Genomic DNA, 20,057 nt, shown 5'->3' on the forward strand with positions numbered 1-20,057 from the left:
TCGCCGAGGTGGTTAGGGGAGAGCCGTCCGCGCGACTGCCGATCTCCCCCCTAGAGGGGGAGATGTCCGGCAGGACAGAAGGGGGCGCGAAGGAACTCAACCTGTCAATCCTCGGGCGTCGTCTCGTGATCGCGCCATTTGCGGGAATTGATGCTCCTCCGTCAATCGTTATCTATTTTCCGCACAACGGTTGCGTTCTCCGTCGCGTTGCCATCCGCCGGCCAAAGGCGGACAATGCTGCATCACAAACAAAGGGAGAGAAATCATGATCGACTACGGTCATTTCATCGGCGGCAAGCATGTCGCCGGGACCAGCGGCCGCAAGCAGGATGTCATGCAGCCGATGGACGGCTCCGTGCGTGGCACGGTGGCGCTGGCTTCGCAGGCGGAACTGCGCGCGGCTGTCGAGAATGCCAAGGCGGCTCAGCCGAAATGGGCCGCGACCAACCCGCAGCGCCGCGTGCGCGTGCTGATGAAGTTCCTCGAACTGGTCGCCCGCGACTATGACGAACTGGCCGACATCCTGGCGCGCGAGCACGGCAAGACGATCGCCGACGCCAAGGGCGACATCCAGCGCGGCCTCGAAGTGGTCGAAGTCTGCATCGGCGCGCCGCACATGATGAAGGGTGAATTCACCGACGGCGCCGGCCCCGGCATCGACGTCTATTCGATGCGCCAGCCGCTCGGCGTCGTTGCCGGCATCACGCCGTTCAATTTCCCCGCGATGATCCCGCTGTGGAAGATCGCGCCTGCCATCGCCTGCGGCAATGCCTTCATCCTGAAGCCGTCGGAACGCGATCCGGGCGTACCGATGCGCATTGCTGAACTGTTCCTCGAGGCTGGCCTGCCGGCAGGCATCCTCAACGTCGTCAACGGCGACAAGGATGTCGTCGACGCCATCCTCGACGATCCCGACATCAAGGCCATCGGCTTTGTCGGCTCGACGCCGATCGCCCACTACATCTATTCGCGCGGCACGGCCGCCGGCAAGCGCGTGCAGTGCTTCGGCGGCGCCAAGAACCACATGATCATCATGCCCGACGCCGACATGGACCAGACCGTCGACGCGCTGATCGGCGCCGGCTACGGCTCGGCCGGCGAACGCTGCATGGCGATCTCGGTGGCCGTGCCTGTCGGCAACGACACCGCCAACCGGCTGATGGAAAAGCTGATACCGCGCGTCGAAAGCCTGAAGGTCGGCCCATCGACGGATTCCTCCGCCGATTTCGGTCCGCTGGTGACGGCGCAGGCCCTGGAGCGGGTCAAGGGCTATGTCGACACCGGCGTCAAGGAAGGCGCCAAGCTGGTCGTCGACGGCCGCGGCTTCTCCATGCAGGGCTATGAAGACGGCTACTATATGGGCGGCTGCCTGTTCGACAACGTCACCGCGGACATGCGCATCTACAAGGAAGAGATCTTCGGGCCGGTGCTTTCGGTGGTGCGCGCGCCGACCTATGAGAGCGCGATCAAGCTCGCCAACGACCACGAGATGGGCAATGGCGTCGCCATCTTCACCCGTGACGGCGATGCCGCCCGCGACTTCGCCTCGCGGGTCCAGGTCGGCATGGTCGGGATCAATGTGCCGATCCCGGTGCCGATCGCCTACTACACGTTCGGCGGCTGGAAGGCGTCTTCCTTCGGCGACCTGAACCAGCACGGCCCGGACGCGTTCCGCTTCTACACCAAGACCAAGACGGTGACGTCGCGCTGGCCGTCCGGCATCAAGGATGGTGCGGAGTTCGTCATTCCGACGATGAACTGAGCCAGAAGTTCTCTGCGCGTCCCGGCCTAGGCTTCGGGCGCGCGGTGAACCGAGCAAAGCCCGGCTCGAACCCGGGCTTTTGCCTTCCGGTCAAGTCGCTATTTGCTTGAACGCTAATGTGATGGAACCAAGCGGGCAGCTATCATCTTAGGTTTGCAGTCCTGCTGCGACGAGGTGCGGCAGATCAACCCAATGGCGCTGGCGACAGCTTCGGGGATATCGTTGGCGCAAGGAGGTGTCAGATGACACGTCTTGTGGCGACGTTATTCTTCGCGGCCTTTTCCGCGTTTCCCGTCGTTCCGGCGCTGGCGGAGCAATGCGCGGCCCGTGCGGATATGATCAAAGCGCTCGGGGAAAAATTCCACGAAAGCGAGGCGGCGCGCGGCCTGGTCAACTCGAGCGTGATTCTCGAGATATTCGTCTCCGACCAAGGGACCTGGACGATTCTTGCCACCGACACGCATGGTCAGAGCTGTGTCATCACGGCGGGCGAAGGCTGGGACCGTCCGTTGACGGCGGCGGCTGCCTTGCCAGGGACCTGACTCGAGCTTCGAGGAAGCGTCGGCGCGAAAGCGCACCGGAGATAAAAGACGTTCAGCGCGTTGCGGCCACCTCGGCGTGGCCGCGCAGCAGCGCCATCAGGCGTTTGGCATCCTTGGCCGCGGCCTCCTCGTCGCCGTCGAGGATCGAGCGGATCAGCGCGACATGGTGCTCGGCGGATTCGGCAAGACCGGTGTCGGCCTTGTAGCGGAACCAGAAGCGGCGGCTGTGGGTCTGCAAGGGGGCGGCCAGGCGGGCGGCGAACGGGTTGTCGGCGGCCAGCGCCAGCGCTTCGTCAAGCGCCTTGTCGGCCTGGATGAAGGCAAGCACGTTGCCCGAGATCACCGCTTGCTGCATGGCAAGGGCTGCTTCGTGAAACAGGTCGGCGGCTTCGCGGGTGACGAAGCGGGCGGCCGAGCGGGCCAGCACCACCTCGACGCCACGACGTGCGTCGAGCACGCGCAGCCAATCGCCGGGATGCAGCGGGGCGATGGCGATGCCGGCGCGCGGCCTGATGTCGAGCAGCCCTTCCCAGGCCAGCCGCTGGATCGCCTCGCGCACCGGTGTCCTGCCAAGTCCGAGCCTGTCGATCAGGGCACCCTCGGTGACGAAGCTTGCCGGCGCGAGTTCGAGCGTGACGATCATGTGCTCGAGCACATGGTAAGCTCTGGTCGCGGCCGGCTCGGTCGGGGTGCTTGCTGCCATGGATATCAAATGCGCTCTCCTGATATATCTTGAATATATCATAGCGGAATCCGCATTGACAGCGGGTTTGTTAATAGATATACCACTGATATATCAGATGGAGAGATGATCATGTGGACCGGAGTTTTTCCTGCCGTCACGACCAAATTCACCGCGGATGATCGTCTCGATCATGCCGAGATGGAGCGCTGCTTCAGCCTGCAGATGGAGGCCGGCTGCGACGGCATCATTGTCTGCGGATCGCTCGGCGAGGGGCCGATGCTGTCGCCCGAGGAGAAGATCGAGGTGCTGAAGACCGCACAGAAGGTCGCCGGCAAGAAGCCGGTGCTGCTGACCGTCAACGAGGCCGGCACACGCGAGGCGGCCAGCATCGCCAAGCGCGCGAGCCGGGAAGGCGCCAACGGCCTCATGGTCGTGCCGAGCCCGATCTACCACACCAATGCGGAAGAAACGGTCGCTGCGCTGCGCGCGGTCGCCGAGGCGGGCGACCTGCCGGTCATGATCTACTCCAACCGGCTTGCCTACCGCGTCGACGTCAGCGTCGACCAGATGGAGGAACTGGCGTCGGACAAGCGCTTTGTCGCGATCAAGGAATCTTCCGACGACATCCGCCGGTCCACCGAGATCATCAATCGCCTCGGTACCCGCTACGACCTGTTCACCGGCGTCGACAATCTGGCCTTCGAGGCGCTGTCGGTCGGCGCCATCGGCTGGGTGGCCGGACTGGTCACCGCGTTCCCGCGCGAGACGGTCGCCATCTACCAGCTGATGAAGCAGGGCCGCCGCGAAGAGGCGCTCGCCATCTACCGCTGGTTCCGGCCGCTGCTCGATCTCGACGTCTCGACCTATCTGGTCCAAAACATCAAGCTTGCCGAAGTGTTCGCGATCAACACAAATGACCGCGTGCGCATGCCGCGCCAGCCGCTGTCTGGCGATCGCCGCAAGACTGTCGAGAAGATCGTCAAGGATGCGCTCGCGGTGCGGCCGAAGCTGCCGCAGTTCTGAGGAAAGGTATATGCCGTCCCGGATCCGTCTCAAGCGCGTCGAAAGCGATGGGGACTGGGCGGCATATCATCATATTCGCAAACGCGTTCTTTGGGAGGGCCGGGGTTTGGATGGCTATGACGAACGGCATCCCGACGATCGTCTTGCGGGCAATCATCCGTTGCTCCTCATGCGCGACGACGCGCCGGTAGGGACCGCGAGACTTGATGTTGCCGGTCCCCGCCTCGGCATCGTCAGGCTTGTTGCCATCGAACCGGATTTGCAGCGGCGCGGCTTGGGCCGGATTCTTATGCAGGAAATCGAGGCCTACGCACACCGCCTCGGTTTGGAGCAGCTTGAAGTCAATGCCGCCAAGGAGGCAGAAGGTTTTTATCAAATCCTTGGCTGGACGGTCACCCAGTCCGACCGGAAAACCCCTCTGATGACAAAAGCCCTCAACCCTGGAGACTTTCCGTCGTGACGGCACCAGCCCGGATGTTGGACATTGCTATCGTCGGTGGCGGTATCATCGGCATCTGCGCCGCTGCGTCTCTCGCCGAGGCCGGACGCAAGGTCACGATCTTCGACCGCACCGGCATCTGCGAGGAGACGAGCTCCGGCAATGCCGCCGCCTTCGCCTTCTCCGACGTGCTGCCGCTGGCACACAAGAGCATGATGCGGCAGCTGCCGAAGTGGCTGGCCGATCCGCTTGGCCCGCTCAGCATTCCGCCCGCCTATCTGCCGAAGCTTCTGCCCTGGCTGGTCCGCTTCTGGCGCGCCGGTGCGCCGGGGAAATATGAGGCGAGCCTTGCCGCTCAGGCGGGCATGATGAAGCTGGCCGAGGCGGAGTGGATGGGCCTGCTCGACCGCTCCGGCACGCGCTCGATGCTGCGCGAGGACGGCTCGCTCGAGCTCTACGAAAGCGAAGCCGAATTTCAGGCCGGGCTGCCCGGCTGGGCGGCGCGTGAGCGTTTCGGCATCGGCTTTCGCCATGTCGAAGGGGAGGAGCTGGCGCGTTTGCAGCCAGGCCTTTCGCCGCGCTTCATCAAAGGCACGTTCGTGCCGGGATGGAAGACGGTCGCCGACCCGAAACTGCTGGGCAAGGCCGTGTGGGTCTATGCACAGGCCAAGGGCGCCCGATTTGAGCTGGCCCGGATCAGCCAAGTCGCGGCGGATCAGGATGGTGCGACGCTGACGTTGGCAGACGGCGCCACAAGGCAGGCGCGACACCTTGTCGTCGCCGCCGGCGCATGGTCGCATCTGCTGGCGCGGCAGCTCGGCGATCGCATTCCGCTGGAGACCGAGCGCGGCTACAACACCACGTTGCCGACGAGTGCCTTCGACGTGAAGCGGATGCTGATTTTCTCCGGCCATGGTTTCGTCGTCACGCCGCTCGAAACGGGCCTGCGCGTCGGCGGCGCCGTCGAACTGGGCGGCATCGAGCGGTCGCCCAATTACAACAGGTCGAAGGCGCTGCTGCAGAAGGCGCAGAAATTCCTGCCGGGGCTCGATCCCTCGGGCGGGCGCGAATGGATGGGGTTCCGCCCCTCGCTGCCGGATTCAGTGCCTGTCATCGGTGGCGCGCCGGGAAGGCGGTCGGTGGTCTATGCCTTCGGCCATGGCCATCTCGGCCTGACCCAGGCGGCAGCCACCGGAAGGTTGATCCGGGATCTTGTCCTGGGGCAGACTCCACCGATCGATCCGGCTCCCTTCAGTCCGCAACGATTTTGATTTTTTCGGGTTTTTGATTTTCGAGGAGCGTCATGGCCAAGAAATCCTTCTTCTGCATAGACGGCCACACCTGCGGCAATCCGGTGCGGCTGGTCGCTGGCGGCGGCCCGCTGCTACAGGGCGCGACGATGATGGAGCGGCGTGCGCATTTTCTGGCCGAGTATGACTGGATCCGCACCGGCCTGATGTTCGAGCCGCGTGGCCACGACGTGATGTCCGGTTCGATCCTCTATCCGCCGACGCGCGAGGATTGCGACATCGCCATCCTGTTCATCGAAACCTCCGGTTGCCTGCCGATGTGCGGCCATGGCACGATCGGTACGGTGACGATGGCCATCGAGCACGGGCTGATCAAGCCAAAGACGCCGGGCGTGCTCAGGCTCGACACGCCGGCCGGGCTGGTCATCGCCGAATACAAACAGGTCGGCGACTATGTCGAGGAGGTGCGCATCACCAATGTGCCGTCCTTCCTCCATGCCGAAGGGCTGACGGTCGAATGCCCTGGGCTCGGCGAAATCACCGTCGATGTCGCCTATGGCGGCAATTTCTACGCCATCGTCGAGCCGCAGGAGAACTATCGCGACATGGCCGATTATTCGGCGGGCGACTTCATCGCCTGGAGCCCGGTGGTGCGCCAGCGGCTCAACGAGAAATATTCCTTCGTGCATCCGGAAAATCCTGGCATCGACCGGCTTTCGCACATGCTGTGGACCGGTGCGCCGACGGTGGATGGGGCGGATGCCCGCAATGCCGTGTTCTACGGCGACAAGGCGATCGACCGCTCGCCCTGCGGCACCGGCACCTCGGCGCGCATGGCACAGCTTCATGCCAAGGGCAAACTCAAGGCCGGCGACAGCTTCGTCCATGAATCGATCATCGGTTCGCTGTTCAAGGGCAAGGTCGAAAAGGATGTCACCGTCGCCGGCAAACCGGCCATCATCCCCTCGATCGGCGGCTGGGCGCGGATGACCGGACTGAACACCATCTTCATCGACGACCGCGACCCCTTCGCGCACGGATTTGTTGTCAAGTGATGGGAATCCTGACCTAGCGGAAAGCAACAGCCTGAAAAATGGATCGTGCCAAAAACGCAAGGATTCCTTTCATCACCTAATTTTGACGGTGATTTCTTCGAAACGGAGCGCATGATGCGGTCGAATCGTCAAAGACATTGCGTTATGCCAATGATAGGGTCCGCGATAGTCCAGGGGCTGGATGATGGAAAACGGGCAATCGGACAGCGTGCTTCGAAAACACGCATGACGATTGAAAAATGACGTTGCAATCCGGGCTCGAAACTTTACGACTAGGGGAAATACGAAAAGGAATGCGTCTGCATGGGCGACATTCCAGGGGAGCCATGTACACATGCAGTACTTTGTCCAGCAGCTTATCAACGGGCTGACGCTGGGATCGATCTATGGGCTGATCGCGATCGGCTATACGATGGTCTACGGCATCATCGGCATGATCAATTTCGCCCATGGCGACATCTTCATGGTGGGTGCCTTCACGGCGCTGATCGTCTTCCTCGCCCTTGGTGCGCTGTTCTATTCGGTGCCGGTTGTGCTGGCGCTGCTGATCATGATGATCGTGGCGATGCTGCTCACCAGCCTCTACAACTGGACGATCGAAAAGGTCGCCTACCGGCCGCTGCGCGGTTCGTTCCGACTGGCCCCGCTGATCACTGCCATCGGCATGTCGATCGCGCTGTCGAACTTCGTCCAGGTGACGCAGGGCCCCCGCAACAAGCCGATCCCGCCGATGGTCAGCCAGGTTTACAACATCAACGGCATCAGCGTGTCGCTGAAGCAGATCATCATCGTCGTCGTCACGGCGCTGCTGCTGGCGCTGTTCTGGTATCTGGTCAACAAGACCTCGCTCGGGCGAGCGCAACGGGCCTGTGAGCAGGACCGCAAGATGGCGGCGCTGCTCGGCATCGATGTCGACCGTACCATCTCGATCACCTTCATCATGGGTGCGGCCCTTGCCGCGGTCGCCGGTACTCTGTTCCTGATGTATTACGGCGTCATTGCCTTCTCGGATGGCTTCACGCCGGGCGTGAAAGCCTTCACGGCGGCGGTGCTGGGCGGCATCGGTTCGCTGCCGGGCGCGGTGGTCGGCGGGCTGATGATCGGCTTCATCGAGAGCATGTGGTCGGCCTATTTCTCGATCGACTACAAGGACGTCGCGGCGTTCTCGATCCTGGCCATTGTGCTGATCTTCCTGCCTTCCGGCATATTGGGCCGGCCAGAAGTCGAAAAGGTCTGAGACCATGGCCGTCACCGTATCTCCGGAGCGCGACACCGTCGCCACCCCCATGCAGCGCGCGTTGCGCGAGGCGCTTTATGCGGCTGCCATATCGTTCGGCCTGTTCGTGCTGTTCATCGGCCTGAAGACCGGTCAGAACATTTCCAATGAACTGGTCCTGACGACGCGCTGGGGCCTGCTTGCCGTGGTGGTGATCGCCACGGCCATCGGGCGCTTCCTCTATGTCGCTTATGGCCAGCCCTTCCTGGCCAACCAGAAGATCACCGACGTCGCCACCGGCCTGCTGCCGGCCAGCGTGGCGTCACGCTTCTTCCAGTTGCCGGCCTTCATCGTGGCCCTGGTCGCGGCGGTGTTGTTGTTTGCGGTCAACAGCTCTCTCGTTGGATGGGTGGGAGCGGAGCCGGCGGGCTATTTGCAATTCCTGCGCGCGCTGGCGGTCATCTATGTGCTGGCCTGCGTGATCTATTATTTCCGGGGCTTCATCCATGCCAACTTCACCAAACTCGGGATTGCCGCGCTGATCCTCTATCCGATCCTGGTGGTGGCGATCCTGTCGCTGATGTCCTGGTCGTTCGTCGGCGGGCTGCAAGGCTCGCTGAAATGGGTCGACAATTTCGGCATTCAGATCCTGATCTATGTGATGCTGGCCTGGGGCCTGAACATCGTCGTCGGCCTCGCCGGCCTGCTCGACCTCGGTTATGTCGCCTTCTACGCGGTCGGCGCCTATGCCTACGCGCTGCTCGGCACGCAGTACGGCCTGTCGTTCTGGATCCTTTTGCCGGCCGCCGGCGCCATGGCCGCCTTCTGGGGCGTGCTGCTCGGTTTCCCGGTGCTGCGCCTGCGCGGCGACTATCTGGCGATCGTCACCTTGGCTTTCGGTGAGATCATCCGCCTGGTGCTGATCAACTGGCGCGAGGTCACCAACGGTTCGGCCGGTATTTCCGGCATCCCGAAGGTCACCTTCTTCGGCCTGATGACCTTCAACGTGTCGGACCCCAATTACATCGCCAAGGTGCTGCATCTGGCGACATCGAGCGCCTACTACAAGATCTTCCTCTATTACCTGATTCTGGCGCTGGCGCTGCTGACAGCCTTCGTCACCATCCGGCTGCGGCGCATGCCGGTCGGCCGTGCCTGGGAAGCGTTGCGGGAGGACGAGATCGCCTGCCGCTCGCTCGGCATCAACACCACAACCACGAAGCTTACAGCCTTCGCCACGGGCGCGATGTTCGGCGGCTTCGCCGGCGCGTTCTTCGCCGCACGGCAGGGCTTCGTCAGCCCGGAATCCTTCGTCTTCCTGGAATCGGCCATCATCCTGGCCATCGTCGTTCTGGGCGGCATGGGCTCGCTGGTCGGCATCGCGGTTGCCGCAATGGTGATGATCGGCGGCACCGAGGCGTTGCGTGAACTCGACTTCCTCAAGCAGGTCTTCGGACCGGACTTCACACCGGAACTCTACCGCATGCTTCTGTTCGGCATGGCCATGGTCATCGTCATGCTGTGGAAGCCGCGCGGCTTCGTCGGCAGTCGTGAACCAACCGCCTTCCTCAAGGAGCGAAAGGCTGTCTCAAGCTCCTTCACCAAGGAAGGACACGGCTGATGAATGCAAATCCTGTTCAGAAAGCCACTTCGGGCATGAACGACGCTATCCTTCAGGTCGATCATCTGTCGATGAAGTTCGGTGGCCTGGTGGCCATCGGCGATCTGTCTTTCGCCGCCAAGCGCGGCGAGATCACAGCGCTGATCGGCCCCAACGGCGCCGGCAAGACCACGGTGTTCAACTGCATCACCGGCTTTTACAAGCCCTCGGAAGGCATGATCACGCTCAACCGGAACGATGGTTCGACCTTCCTGCTCGAGCGGCTGCCCAACCATGAGATCCCGGCGCGCGCCAAGGTGGCGCGCACCTTCCAGAACATCCGCCTGTTCTCGGGCATGACGCTGCTGGAGAACCTGCTGGTCGCCCAGCACAACAAACTGATGAAGGCATCGGGTTACACGGTCCTTGGCCTGTTCGGCTTCAGCGGCTATCGCAAGGCCTCGGCCGAATCGGTGGAGCTTGCCAAGCATTGGCTGGAAAAGGCCGATCTTGTCGACCGTGCCGACGACCCGGCCGGCGACCTGCCCTATGGCGCGCAGCGCCGTCTCGAGATCGCTCGCGCCATGTGCACGGGACCCGAGCTTCTGTGCCTCGACGAGCCGGCCGCCGGCCTCAATCCGAAGGAATCGGCGGCGCTCAACGAGCTGCTGATCGACATCAAGAACACATCCGGCGCGTCGATCCTGTTGATCGAGCACGACATGTCGGTGGTCATGCAGATCTCCGACCATGTCGTGGTGCTGGAATACGGCCGCAAGATTTCGGACGGCAGTCCGCAGTCGGTGCGCACAGATCCGCGCGTCATCGCCGCCTATCTCGGCGTCGACGACGAAGAGGTCGAAGCGGTCCTTACCGAAGTCGGCGACGAGGATGTCATCGAACAGCTCGATACAGGGCCGGATGCCGCGCATGGTCCGGGAACATCGTCGTCCTATCTCGCCGGGCCGGTGACCGACACGGTCGGCCATAGTTCGGGCGAGCGGGTCACGGTGGCCAAGGGAGCGTCAAAGGCCGCTCAGGTCGACGCCAGGTCGCTCGCCGCGGCAAACAAGGCAGCCTCGCTGGCAGCCGTGCCGTCGGCGAAGGCAAAGCCTGCTCCGAAAGCGGCGTCAAAGGCGGCAACCGGCACGGCGGCGAAGTCGACCGCATCCGCCAAGCCTGCGGCGAAGGCTGGAGAGATCTCCAACCGGCTGGCTGCGCCTCGCGGCGGCAAGGCCGACAATTTGACCCGCATCAAGGGCATCGGGACGGTCAACGAGAAGAAGCTCAACGATCACGGCATCTTCCACTTCGACCAGATCGGCGCCTGGAAAAAAGCTGACGTCGAGGCCGCCGAAGCCTATCTCGCCTTTGACGGACGAATCGCCCGCGAGGAATGGGTCAAACAGGCCCGGCTGCTCGGCCAGGACAAGGACACGGAATTCTCGCGCCGCGTCGATGCGGGCAAGGTGGCGACAAGCCATGCTTCCGCAAAGACTGCCAAGGCAGCCTCCGGAAAGACTGCGAGCAAGACCGCTGCCAAGCCCGTGGCGGGCAAGCGTGGAGGGGGCAAGTGATGGCCGCGACAACGCTGCTCGATATCAAGGGCGTGCAGACCTATTACGGCAACATCCGGGCGCTGAACGGCGTCGATGTCACCGTCAACCAGGGTGAGATCGTGGCGCTGATCGGTGCCAATGGCGCCGGCAAGTCGACGCTAATGATGACCATCTTCGGTGCGCCGCGGGCTCGCGCCGGCACCATCACCTTTGCCGGCACCGACATCACCCAGATGCCGACGCACGAGATCGCACGCATGCGCATTGCTCAGTCGCCCGAGGGTCGGCGGATCTTTCCGCGCATGACGGTGATGGAAAACCTGCAGATGGGCGCCAGCCTCGACAACCTCAAGCACTATGACGAGGACGTCGAGAAGGTGTTCACGCTGTTCCCGCGCTTGAAGGAGCGCATCGCGCAGCGCGGCGGTACGCTGTCGGGCGGCGAGCAGCAGATGCTGTCGATCGGACGCGCGCTGATGGCACGACCGAAGCTGCTTTTGCTCGACGAGCCGTCGCTGGGCCTTGCGCCGCTGATCGTCAAGCAGATCTTCGACGCCATCCGCGAACTGAACCGCACCCAGGGGCTGACCGTGTTCCTGGTCGAGCAGAACGCCTTCGGCGCGCTGAAGCTCGCCACGCGCGGCTATGTCATGGTCAACGGCAATGTGACGATGAGCGGCACCGGCAAGGAACTGCTCGCCAATCCGGAAGTGCGCGCCGCCTATCTCGAAGGCGGACACCACTGAGTTCGGAGCGGAATGCGTGCATTCGCCATTCCGCTCCAGATTGTTTGTTTGTCGCATGATCTTGTCCGGAAAGTCCGCAACTTTTCGGGTCATGCTAAGGAGACTTCACCATGCAGGGCATTCTTTACGAGGAACCCTCGATCTGGCAGTTCTTCTTCGTCACCTGTCTGCTCGGCGGCTGGGCGGCGTGGATGACGGGCAAGGCCAGTGCTCAGACGTGGCGCAGCTTCATCCAGCTATTCGCCTATATGCTCGGCCTCGGCATCGCGATCCGCTTCATCCATCACGCGCTGTTCGGCGGCACCATGTTCTCGCTGCACTATTATGTCGTCGACACCATCGTGCTGATGATTCTCGGCTTCGTCGGCTATCAATACACGCGCACCAACCAGATGGTGACACAGTATAATTGGCTCTACGAAAGAGCTTCACTCTTGAGCTGGAAACCGAAAGGTTGACGTTCATCATTAACGCCGCCTCGAAATTGAATCGGCGTGACAAGTGCCTGAAAATCGGCAAACTATGCTTTCTGCGATAAGGGTGGGCATCGCATGAAAGCTTCATCCACGCCCACTCCGTTAATGGGAGCGTTTAAATGAAAAAGTCACTTTTGTCCGCCGTTGCCCTGACCGCGCTTGTCGCGTTCAGCGGCAGCGCGTGGGCTGACGTAATGTTTGGCGTCGCCGGTCCGATCACCGGTCCGAACGCCGCCTTCGGCGCACAGCTGCAGAAGGGTGCGGAAGCGGCCGTAGCCGACATCAATGCCAAGGGCGGCATCAACGGCGAGCAGATCAAGCTCGAAGTCGGCGACGACGTCTCCGATCCGAAGCAGGGCATCTCGGTCGCCAACAAGTTCGTCGGCGACGGCGTCAAGTTCGTGGTCGGCCACTTCAACTCCGGCGTCTCGATCCCGGCCTCGGAAGTCTATGCGGAAAACGGCATCGTCGAAGTGACGCCGGCCGCGACCAACCCGCAGTTCACCGAGCGCGGCCTGTGGAACGTTTTCCGCACCTGCGGACGCGATGACCAGCAGGGCAGCATTGCCGGCGCTTATCTCGCGGCCAACTTCAAGGACGCCAAGATCGCGGTCGTGCACGACAAGACCACCTATGGCCAGGGCCTTGCCGACGAAACCAAGAAGGCGATGAACGCCAAGGGCCTGACGGAAGTCATGTATGAAGGCATCAATGTCGGCGACAAGGACTTCTCGGCGCTGATCGCCAAGATGAAGGAAGCCGGCGTTTCCATCATCTACTGGGGCGGCCTGCACACCGAAGCCGGCCTGATCATCCGTCAGGCGGCCGACCAAGGCCTCAAGGCGACGCTGGTTTCCGGCGACGGCATCGTGTCGAACGAGTTGGCTTCGATCGCGGGCGACGCGGTTGCGGGCACGCTCAACACGTTCGGCCCGGATCCGCGCCTGATCCCTGCCAACAAGGAACTCGTCGAGAAGTTCCGTGCGCAGGGCTTCGAGCCGGAAGCCTATACGCTCTACGCCTACGCTGCCGTGCAGGCGATCGCGGAAGCCGCGACCGCTGCCAAGTCGAACGACCCGCAGGAAGTTGCCAAGGCGCTGCATGGCAATGGTCCGTTCAAGACCGTGCTCGGCGACCTGTCCTATGACGCCAAGGGCGACCCGACGCTGCCCGGCTACGTCATGTACGAATGGAAGAAGGGCGACGACGGCAAGTACACCTACATCCAGAAGATGTAAGCTCGTCAGTTTCCAACCATTTACGGATGCCCGGCGCCTCGCGCCGGGCATTTTCTTTTGCCATCGTCATGTTCAGGGGCGGCCGATGGAGCCGGGTGCTTAGCCAGGGAATGATCGTGCGTTAGCCGCAAAGCCGGCGCTTTTCTGGCTGTTTGGATTAATGCGAGGGGCCTCTGGCGCAACGATTCCATTTCAATCGGTTTAAATGGGCGTCAATTTCGTTTGCACTGCAGCATTTTCACGCTAATCATTGCGCCGATTTCTCTTCCTTCCGTCGCTGGAGCCCAGTCCTTGGCCATCACGAAGATCCTCGTCGCCAACCGGTCCGAAATCGCCATTCGCGTCTTTCGCGCGGCCAACGAACTTGGCCTCAAAACCGTGGCGATCTGGGCGGAGGAGGACAAGTACTCCCTGCACCGCTTCAAGGCCGACGAGAGCTACCAGGTCGGACGTGGGCCGCATCTGACCCGGGACATGGGACCGATCGAAAGCTATCTGTCGATCGAGGAGGTGATCCGCGTCGCCAGACTGTCGGGCGCCGATGCTATTCATCCCGGCTACGGATTGTTGTCGGAAAGTCCCGAATTCGCCGACGCTTGTGCCGAAGCCGGCATCACCTTCATCGGGCCGAAGCCGGACACAATGCGGCGGCTCGGCAACAAGGTCGCGGCGCGCAATCTCGCCATCGAGGTCGGCGTGCCGGTGATCCCCGCCACCGATCCGTTGCCTGATGACATGGAGGCGGTCAAGAAACTGGCCAAGGAAATAGGCTATCCCGTGATGCTGAAGGCATCATGGGGCGGCGGCGGCCGCGGCATGCGCGCCATTCGTGCCGAAGCCGATCTTGCCCGTGAAGTCACCGAAGGCAAGCGCGAGGCGAAAGCCGCCTTCGGCAAGGACGAGGTCTATCTCGAAAAGCTGATCGAACGCGCCCGCCATGTCGAGGTGCAGGTGCTGGGCGACACTCATGGCAATGCGGTGCACCTGTTCGAGCGCGACTGTTCGATCCAGCGCCGCAACCAGAAGGTCGTCGAGCGGGCGCCGGCGCCCTATCTCGAAATGTCGCAGCGCGAGGAGCTTTGCGGCCATGCGCTGAAGATCGCCCGCGAGACCAGCTATATCGGCGCCGGCACGGTCGAGTTCCTGCAGGACGCCGACACCGGCAAATTCTATTTCATCGAGGTCAACCCGCGCATCCAGGTCGAGCACACCGTCACCGAGCAGGTGACCGGCATCGATATCGTCAAGGCGCAGATCCATATCCTCGACGGCTTTGCCATCGGCACGCCGGAATCGGGCGTGCCGGCGCAAAAGGACATCAGGCTGAACGGCCACGCCTTGCAGTGCCGCATCACCACGGAAGACCCCGAGCACAATTTCATCCCGGACTACGGCCGCATCACCGCCTATCGCGGCGCCACAGGCTTCGGCATCCGCCTCGATGGCGGCACCGCCTATTCCGGCGCCGTCATCACCCGCTTCTACGACCCGCTGCTGGAGAAGGTCACGGCCTGGGCGCCGACGCCTGCCGAGACCATCGCCCGCATGAACCGCGCGCTGCGCGAGTTCCGCATCCGCGGCGTCGCCACCAACCTGACCTTCCTCGAAGCGATCATCAACCACCCGAGCTTCGCCGACAATTCCTACACGACCAAGTTCATCGACACGACGCCGGAACTGTTCCAGCAGGTCAAGCGTCAGGATCGCGCCACCAAGCTCATCAACTATCTCGCCGACGTCAGCGTCAACGGCCATCCCGAGACGCGCGGCCGGCCGCAGCCGAAAGCTGACGCGGCGGCGCCGGTTGTGCCCTATCTCAACGGCAATGTGCCGGGCGGTAGCAAGCAGAAGCTCGACGTGCTGGGTCCACAGAAATTCGCAGCCTGGATGCGCGACCAGAAAGAGGTTCTGGTCACCGACACGACGATGCGCGATGGCCATCAATCGCTGCTGGCGACACGCATGCGCACGCATGACATTGCCGGCATCGCCGGTACCTATGCGCGTGCCTTGCCGCAGCTTCTGTCGCTGGAATGCTGGGGTGGCGCCACCTTCGACGTCGCCATGCGCTTCCTTACCGAGGATCCGTGGGAGCGGCTATCGCTGGTGCGCGAGGCGGCGCCCAATCTGCTGTTGCAGATGCTGCTGCGCGGCGCCAATGGCGTCGGCTACACCAACTATCCCGACAATGTCGTGCAGCATTTCGTCAAACAGGCAGCAAGCGGCGGCATCGACCTGTTCCGGGTCTTCGATTGCCTGAACTGGGTCGACAATATGCGCGTCGCCATGGATGCGGTCGGCGCCGAGGGCAAGCTGATCGAAGCGGCGATCTGCTATACCGGCGACATCCTCGATCCGGCGCGGGCGAAATACGACCTCAAATACTATGTCGGCCTGGCCAGGGAGTTGCAGGCGGCGGGCGCCCATATCATCGCCGTCAAGGACATGGCCGGCCTGCTGAAGCCGGTAGCGGCTCGCGTGCTGTTCAAGGCGCTGCGCGAGGCGACCGACCTGCCGATCCATTTCCACACCCACGACACGTCGGGCCTGTCGGCGGCGACGGTCCTGGCGGCGGTGGAAAGCGGCGTCGACGCCATAGACGCGGCGATGGATGCTTTCTCCGGCAACACCTCGCAGCCATGCCTTGGCTCGCTCGTCGAGGCGCTGAAGGGCACCGAACGCGACCCAGGCCTCGACCCGCAATGGATCAGGAAGATCTCGTTCTACTGGGAAGCGGTGCGCAACCAGTACGCCGCCTTCGAAAGCGATCTGAAAGGGCCGGCCTCGGAAGTCTATCTGCACGAGATGCCGGGCGGACAGTTCACCAATCTGAAGGAACAGGCGCGCTCGCTCGGGCTTGAAACGCGCTGGCACGAGGTGGCGCAGACCTATCACGACGTCAATCTGATGTTCGGCGACATCGTCAAGGTGACGCCGTCCTCCAAGGTCGTCGGCGACATGGCATTGATGATGGTCAGCCAGGATCTCACTGTTGCCGATGTCGAAAACCCGGACAAGGATATCGCATTCCCGGATTCGGTCGTCTCGATGCTGCGCGGCGATCTCGGCCAGTCGCCTGGCGGGTGGCCGGCGGCGCTGCAGAGGAAGGCGCTGAAGGGCGACAGACCGATCACGGTGCGGCCCGGCTCGCTGCTCAAGCCAGCCGACCTCAAGGCCAACCGCAAGGAAATCGAGGGGAAGCTCGAGCGCAAGCTGTCGGAGTTCGAATTCGCCTCGTGGCTAATGTATCCGAAGGTGTTCACGGATTTCGCCGGCGCGCAGGAAACCTATGGGCCGGTCAGCGTCCTGCCGACGCCGACATATTTCTACGGCATGAAGCCGGAAGACGAGATCTTCGTCGACATCGAGAAGGGCAAGACGCTGGTGGTGCGCTGCCTGGCCATCGGCGATGTCGACGAGAAGGGCATGGTCACCGTGTTCTTCGAACTCAACGGCCAGCCGCGTCGCGTGAAAGTGCCCGACAGGGCGCATGGCGCGTCCGCCGCCAAGGCCCGCCGCAAGGCCGAACCCGGCAACGAGGCACATGTCGGTGCACCCATGCCGGGGGTCGTCTCGGCGCTTTCGGTGGCCGCCGGCCAGGCTGTGAAGGCCGGTGACGTGCTGCTTTCCATCGAAGCGATGAAGATGGAGACGGCGCTGCATGCCGAGCGGGACGGCACGGTCGCCGAGGTGCTGGTCAAGGCGGGCGACCAGATCGATGCCAAGGATCTGCTGATCGCTTTCAATTAAGAGTTCGCAAAACGGACTGGTTGTCGGCTTCTGGCGGCAGCCCGCGTGGCTTGGTCGATAACGGCTTGACCCGCCGCCGCCGGTCGGGCATCGAACCGGCTCAAATTTTGCCGCAGTCGTCCGCGAGTCGCGGAGCCGATTCTTTTGGAGAAAAATATGGCCGACGATATCACCGATACCAGCCAGACTGTTGCCGCCGGCCAGCTGCGTGCCTTCATCGAGCGCATAGAGCGGCTCGAGGAAGAGAAGAAGACCATTTCCGACGACATCAAGGAAGTGTTCGCCGAGGCCAAGGGCACCGGCTTCGACACCAAGGCGATGCGCACGATCATCCGGCTGCGCAAGAAGGACCAGGCCGAGCGGCAGGAAGAGGAAACCATCCTCGATCTATACAAGGCCGCACTCGGCATGGTGTAAGACTAGCCGGCCCCGGCACCGACGCGGTTGCCGGAGATACGGTTTGAGCCATGAGCGAATTCGACTTCGGCGCCCGCCGCGCCTCTGAATTCCGCCAGCGCGGCTTCTGGACGCTGTTCGCCGAGCGGCATCCGGAAGAAAGAGCTCTGATGGCGAGGCGCGGACCCTGGTTCTGGCAGCGCGGGCTGCCCGACTTCGCCTTGGTCCTTTCCATGTATGTCGCGCCGGCGCAGAGCCAGGTCGGCGTCTTCTTCGGCCGCAACGAGAAGTTCGGCGCCACGCAGGCGTGGTCGCGGTTGAAACCGTTCCAGCCTGATATCGAAGCCAGGCTGAAGCTCAGGCCGGAACAGAGTTGCGAGGATCTCGGCATCAATTCGATGTGGCGGGTAAACTGCTATGCCGAGGATAACTGGCCAGCCATGGCCGACTGGCTGGTGACCGAATGCTCGCGCTTCGAGCATGCGGTAACCGAAGTCCTGGGACAGGGGTAGAGATCAGGTGTTGCTAGAAGGCGTCGGATCCTTCTTCCGCTCACGCTGGCAAGGGCTGGTGCCGCTCGACCGGCTGTTCTGGCGCGACCTTGTTCTTGTCGGCACGGCGCTCAACGTCGCATCTTTGGTGGCCGCGATCATCCTGCTTGGACTGAAGCTGCCGCTCGCGCTGGTTCTGGCGGTGCATTTTGCGCCGGTGCCCTACAACATCTTTCTGACCTTTGCCGTATGGCGAACCACGAAAAAGGCCAGTGGCGCCAAGGCCTCGCTGATGACGCTCGGCGCCACATTGTGGCTAATCCTGACGGTCGTGGCCTGAGCGGGCGTTGGCGCGCCAGCCAACTTCAGACGCAACAAAAAAGGGCGGCCGCAGCCGCCCTTCCCAATGTTTCGCGATCAAATTTCGGTTCAGGCCGCCGGCTCGAATTTCAGCGCCACGCCGTTGATGCAATAGCGCAGGCCGGTCGGCGGCGGGCCGTCCTCGAAGACATGGCCGAGATGGCTGCCGCAGCGGGCGCAGTGGCATTCGGTGCGGACCATGCCATAGCTGCGGTCGACGGTGTTTTCGACCGAGCCCGGTACCGGGTCGTTGAAGCTCGGCCAGCCGGTGCCGCTCTCGAACTTCAGCTTGGATTCAAACAAGGGCTGGTCGCAGCCGACGCAGGAAAAGGTGCCGGCGCGCTTCTCGTAGAGCAAAGCGCAGCTTCCCGGCCGCTCGGTGCCGTGGCCGCGCATGACGGCATACTGCTCCGGCGTCAGCCGGGCGCGCCATTCGGCGTCGGTGCGGGTTACAGGGTAGGTGTGGGTGTCCATTCGATCTCCTCAGCCTTGCCGGCTCGCTCCTGCAGCGCCGCGCGTCCATCGGACGCGCAAAGGACGCTGTAGTACTCTGGTTTGCGCATGATCCTTTCCGAACCGGAGGTTCGGGTCATGCGCGGATTGCAACCTCATATTCGCACCAAGATAGGCATTTGTTACGCGATTTGCCCGCATTTTCGATCGTGATCTTTATGCGATCGCCGCCAGATAGCGATCGACCGAAGCAGCCAACGCCGCTTTTGCGCCCCCGATGACATTCTGGTTCCACCATGCACCATAGATATGGTCGAACGCGAATGGCTGCAGCGCCGCCGCGATGCGGCGCACGACCGCTGCGTTGAGCGGAATGTAGTTCGGATAGCTGTACATGAAGCTGACATGGCGGCGCGTCGGCGTCACCTGCAGGATATCGCCGGCCAGCAAGACGTCGCCGTCATCGCGTTTCCAGTGCAGCACCTGACCGCCGGCAAAGTGGCCACCGCAGCGGATGAGCGTCAGCGAAGGGTTTATGGCCAGCGTCTCGCCTTGCCAGCTGACGATCGCCTTGTGCGGTTGCATGATCCATTGGCGGTCATCGGCATGGAGATAGATCGGCACGCCGCCAAACGCCTCGCTCCAACAGGCCATCACCGAATAATAATGGCAGTGCGAGATGGCGATCGCCGTCAGACCACCGCGGCGGTTGATCTCGGCCACCGCCTCGTCGCTGACCATCGAAACGCAGTCCCACAGCACGTTGCCGTGCGGCGTCTGTGCCAGCAGCGCCCGTTGGCCGATGGCGAAGCGCGGCTCGATGCCGAAGGCGAGAACGCCGGCATCGTCCTTCATCACAAGCCGGTGCCCTTCAGCAAGTTCCTCCGGCGTGATCCACGCTTGGCCCTCCCAGCGCACATATTGGCGCTCGTCCTCGCAGATCGGGCAATGTTTTGGCGGCGTCTCTGTCGCCGCGAACTGGACGCCGCATTGCAGGCAGAGGAAGCAGATCATCG

General features: G+C 62.8%; 19 protein-coding genes. 16 read left to right on the top strand and 3 right to left on the bottom strand.

The features are described 5' to 3' along the window. Positions 1–265 precede the first annotated feature (265 nt). Both EOA16_RS24380 and EOA16_RS24385 read left to right on the top strand, forming a co-directional pair. Positions 266–1,762, top strand: coding sequence for a CoA-acylating methylmalonate-semialdehyde dehydrogenase (locus tag EOA16_RS24380; protein WP_023811796.1), 1,497 nt, complete (start codon positions 266–268; stop codon positions 1,760–1,762). A 242-nt stretch (positions 1,763–2,004) separates the two neighbouring features. Continuing rightward, positions 2,005–2,304 carry a hypothetical protein gene (locus tag EOA16_RS24385; RefSeq protein ID WP_127260480.1) on the top strand — a complete coding sequence of 100 codons (300 nt, stop codon included), beginning with the start codon at positions 2,005–2,007 and terminating at the stop codon, positions 2,302–2,304. Between the two features lie 52 nt (positions 2,305–2,356). On the opposite strand, the gene EOA16_RS24390 is transcribed toward EOA16_RS24385, so the two are convergent. Next, positions 2,357–3,007, bottom strand: coding sequence for a GntR family transcriptional regulator (locus EOA16_RS24390; RefSeq protein ID WP_245456013.1), 651 nt, complete (start codon positions 3,005–3,007; stop codon positions 2,357–2,359). Positions 3,008–3,118: 111 nt separating this feature from the next. On the opposite strand from EOA16_RS24390, the gene EOA16_RS24395 reads away from it, so the two are divergent. The 14 genes from EOA16_RS24395 to EOA16_RS24460 all read left to right on the top strand — a co-directional run bounded on the left by EOA16_RS24395 (position 3,119) and on the right by EOA16_RS24460 (position 18,568). Beyond that, positions 3,119–4,012, top strand: a complete 894-nt coding sequence (locus EOA16_RS24395; protein WP_127260482.1) for a dihydrodipicolinate synthase family protein — start codon at positions 3,119–3,121, stop codon at positions 4,010–4,012. Positions 4,013–4,022: 10 nt separating this feature from the next. After that, positions 4,023–4,472, top strand: a complete 450-nt coding sequence (locus tag EOA16_RS24400) for a GNAT family N-acetyltransferase (RefSeq protein WP_127260483.1) — start codon at positions 4,023–4,025, stop codon at positions 4,470–4,472. Positions 4,473–4,486: 14 nt separating this feature from the next. Beyond that, on the top strand, positions 4,487–5,722 hold the full coding sequence (locus tag EOA16_RS24405; RefSeq protein WP_164754371.1) for an FAD-binding oxidoreductase: 1,236 nt from the start codon (positions 4,487–4,489) through the stop codon (positions 5,720–5,722). A gap of 32 nt (positions 5,723–5,754) precedes the next feature. Next, positions 5,755–6,756, top strand: coding sequence for a 4-hydroxyproline epimerase (locus EOA16_RS24410; RefSeq protein WP_127260484.1), 1,002 nt, complete (start codon positions 5,755–5,757; stop codon positions 6,754–6,756). A 334-nt stretch (positions 6,757–7,090) separates the two neighbouring features. Next, the gene (locus EOA16_RS24415) at positions 7,091–7,993 is read left to right on the top strand and encodes a branched-chain amino acid ABC transporter permease (protein WP_013529092.1); all 903 of its coding nucleotides are present in this window, start codon (positions 7,091–7,093) and stop codon (positions 7,991–7,993) included. A gap of 4 nt (positions 7,994–7,997) precedes the next feature. Continuing rightward, positions 7,998–9,593, top strand: coding sequence for a high-affinity branched-chain amino acid ABC transporter permease LivM (gene livM / locus EOA16_RS24420; RefSeq protein WP_127260485.1), 1,596 nt, complete (start codon positions 7,998–8,000; stop codon positions 9,591–9,593). Beyond that, positions 9,593–11,149, top strand: coding sequence for an ATP-binding cassette domain-containing protein (locus tag EOA16_RS24425; protein ID WP_127260486.1), 1,557 nt, complete (start codon positions 9,593–9,595; stop codon positions 11,147–11,149). The genes livM and EOA16_RS24425 overlap by 1 nt, the downstream gene beginning before the upstream one ends. After that, on the top strand, positions 11,149–11,877 hold the full coding sequence (locus EOA16_RS24430) for an ABC transporter ATP-binding protein (RefSeq protein WP_127260487.1): 729 nt from the start codon (positions 11,149–11,151) through the stop codon (positions 11,875–11,877). Before EOA16_RS24425 ends, EOA16_RS24430 begins: the two co-directional genes overlap by 1 nt. A 110-nt stretch (positions 11,878–11,987) precedes the next feature. Further along, entirely contained in the window at positions 11,988–12,335 is a 348-nt protein-coding gene (locus EOA16_RS24435; RefSeq protein WP_023811804.1) for a DUF6867 family protein, read from the top strand. Between the two features lie 137 nt (positions 12,336–12,472). Next, on the top strand, positions 12,473–13,591 hold the full coding sequence (locus EOA16_RS24440) for a branched-chain amino acid ABC transporter substrate-binding protein (protein WP_127260488.1): 1,119 nt from the start codon (positions 12,473–12,475) through the stop codon (positions 13,589–13,591). 291 nt (positions 13,592–13,882) lie between these two features. Next, positions 13,883–17,341, top strand: coding sequence for a pyruvate carboxylase (gene pyc / locus EOA16_RS24445; protein ID WP_127260489.1), 3,459 nt, complete (start codon positions 13,883–13,885; stop codon positions 17,339–17,341). Between the two features lie 156 nt (positions 17,342–17,497). Continuing rightward, on the top strand, positions 17,498–17,758 hold the full coding sequence (locus EOA16_RS24450) for a DUF2312 domain-containing protein (protein ID WP_013529099.1): 261 nt from the start codon (positions 17,498–17,500) through the stop codon (positions 17,756–17,758). A gap of 50 nt (positions 17,759–17,808) precedes the next feature. Next, complete coding sequence (locus tag EOA16_RS24455; RefSeq protein ID WP_127260490.1) at positions 17,809–18,249, top strand: hypothetical protein; 441 nt, start codon at positions 17,809–17,811, stop codon at positions 18,247–18,249. Between the two features lie 7 nt (positions 18,250–18,256). Further along, the gene (locus tag EOA16_RS24460) at positions 18,257–18,568 is read left to right on the top strand and encodes a hypothetical protein (RefSeq protein WP_127260491.1); all 312 of its coding nucleotides are present in this window, start codon (positions 18,257–18,259) and stop codon (positions 18,566–18,568) included. Between the two features lie 89 nt (positions 18,569–18,657). Here EOA16_RS24460 and msrB read toward each other — a convergent pair whose 3' ends face one another. Further along, positions 18,658–19,062, bottom strand: a complete 405-nt coding sequence (gene msrB / locus EOA16_RS24465; protein WP_013529102.1) for a peptide-methionine (R)-S-oxide reductase MsrB — start codon at positions 19,060–19,062, stop codon at positions 18,658–18,660. Between the two features lie 195 nt (positions 19,063–19,257). Further along, positions 19,258–20,055: an MBL fold metallo-hydrolase gene (locus EOA16_RS24470; protein WP_127260492.1), complete on the bottom strand. Its 798-nt coding sequence runs from the start codon at positions 20,053–20,055 to the stop codon at positions 19,258–19,260. Between the last annotated feature and the right edge of the window lie 2 nt (positions 20,056–20,057).

The sequence above is a fragment of the Mesorhizobium sp. M7A.F.Ca.US.008.03.1.1 genome (assembly GCF_003997495.1).
Classification (GTDB): Bacteria; Pseudomonadota; Alphaproteobacteria; order Rhizobiales; family Rhizobiaceae; genus Mesorhizobium.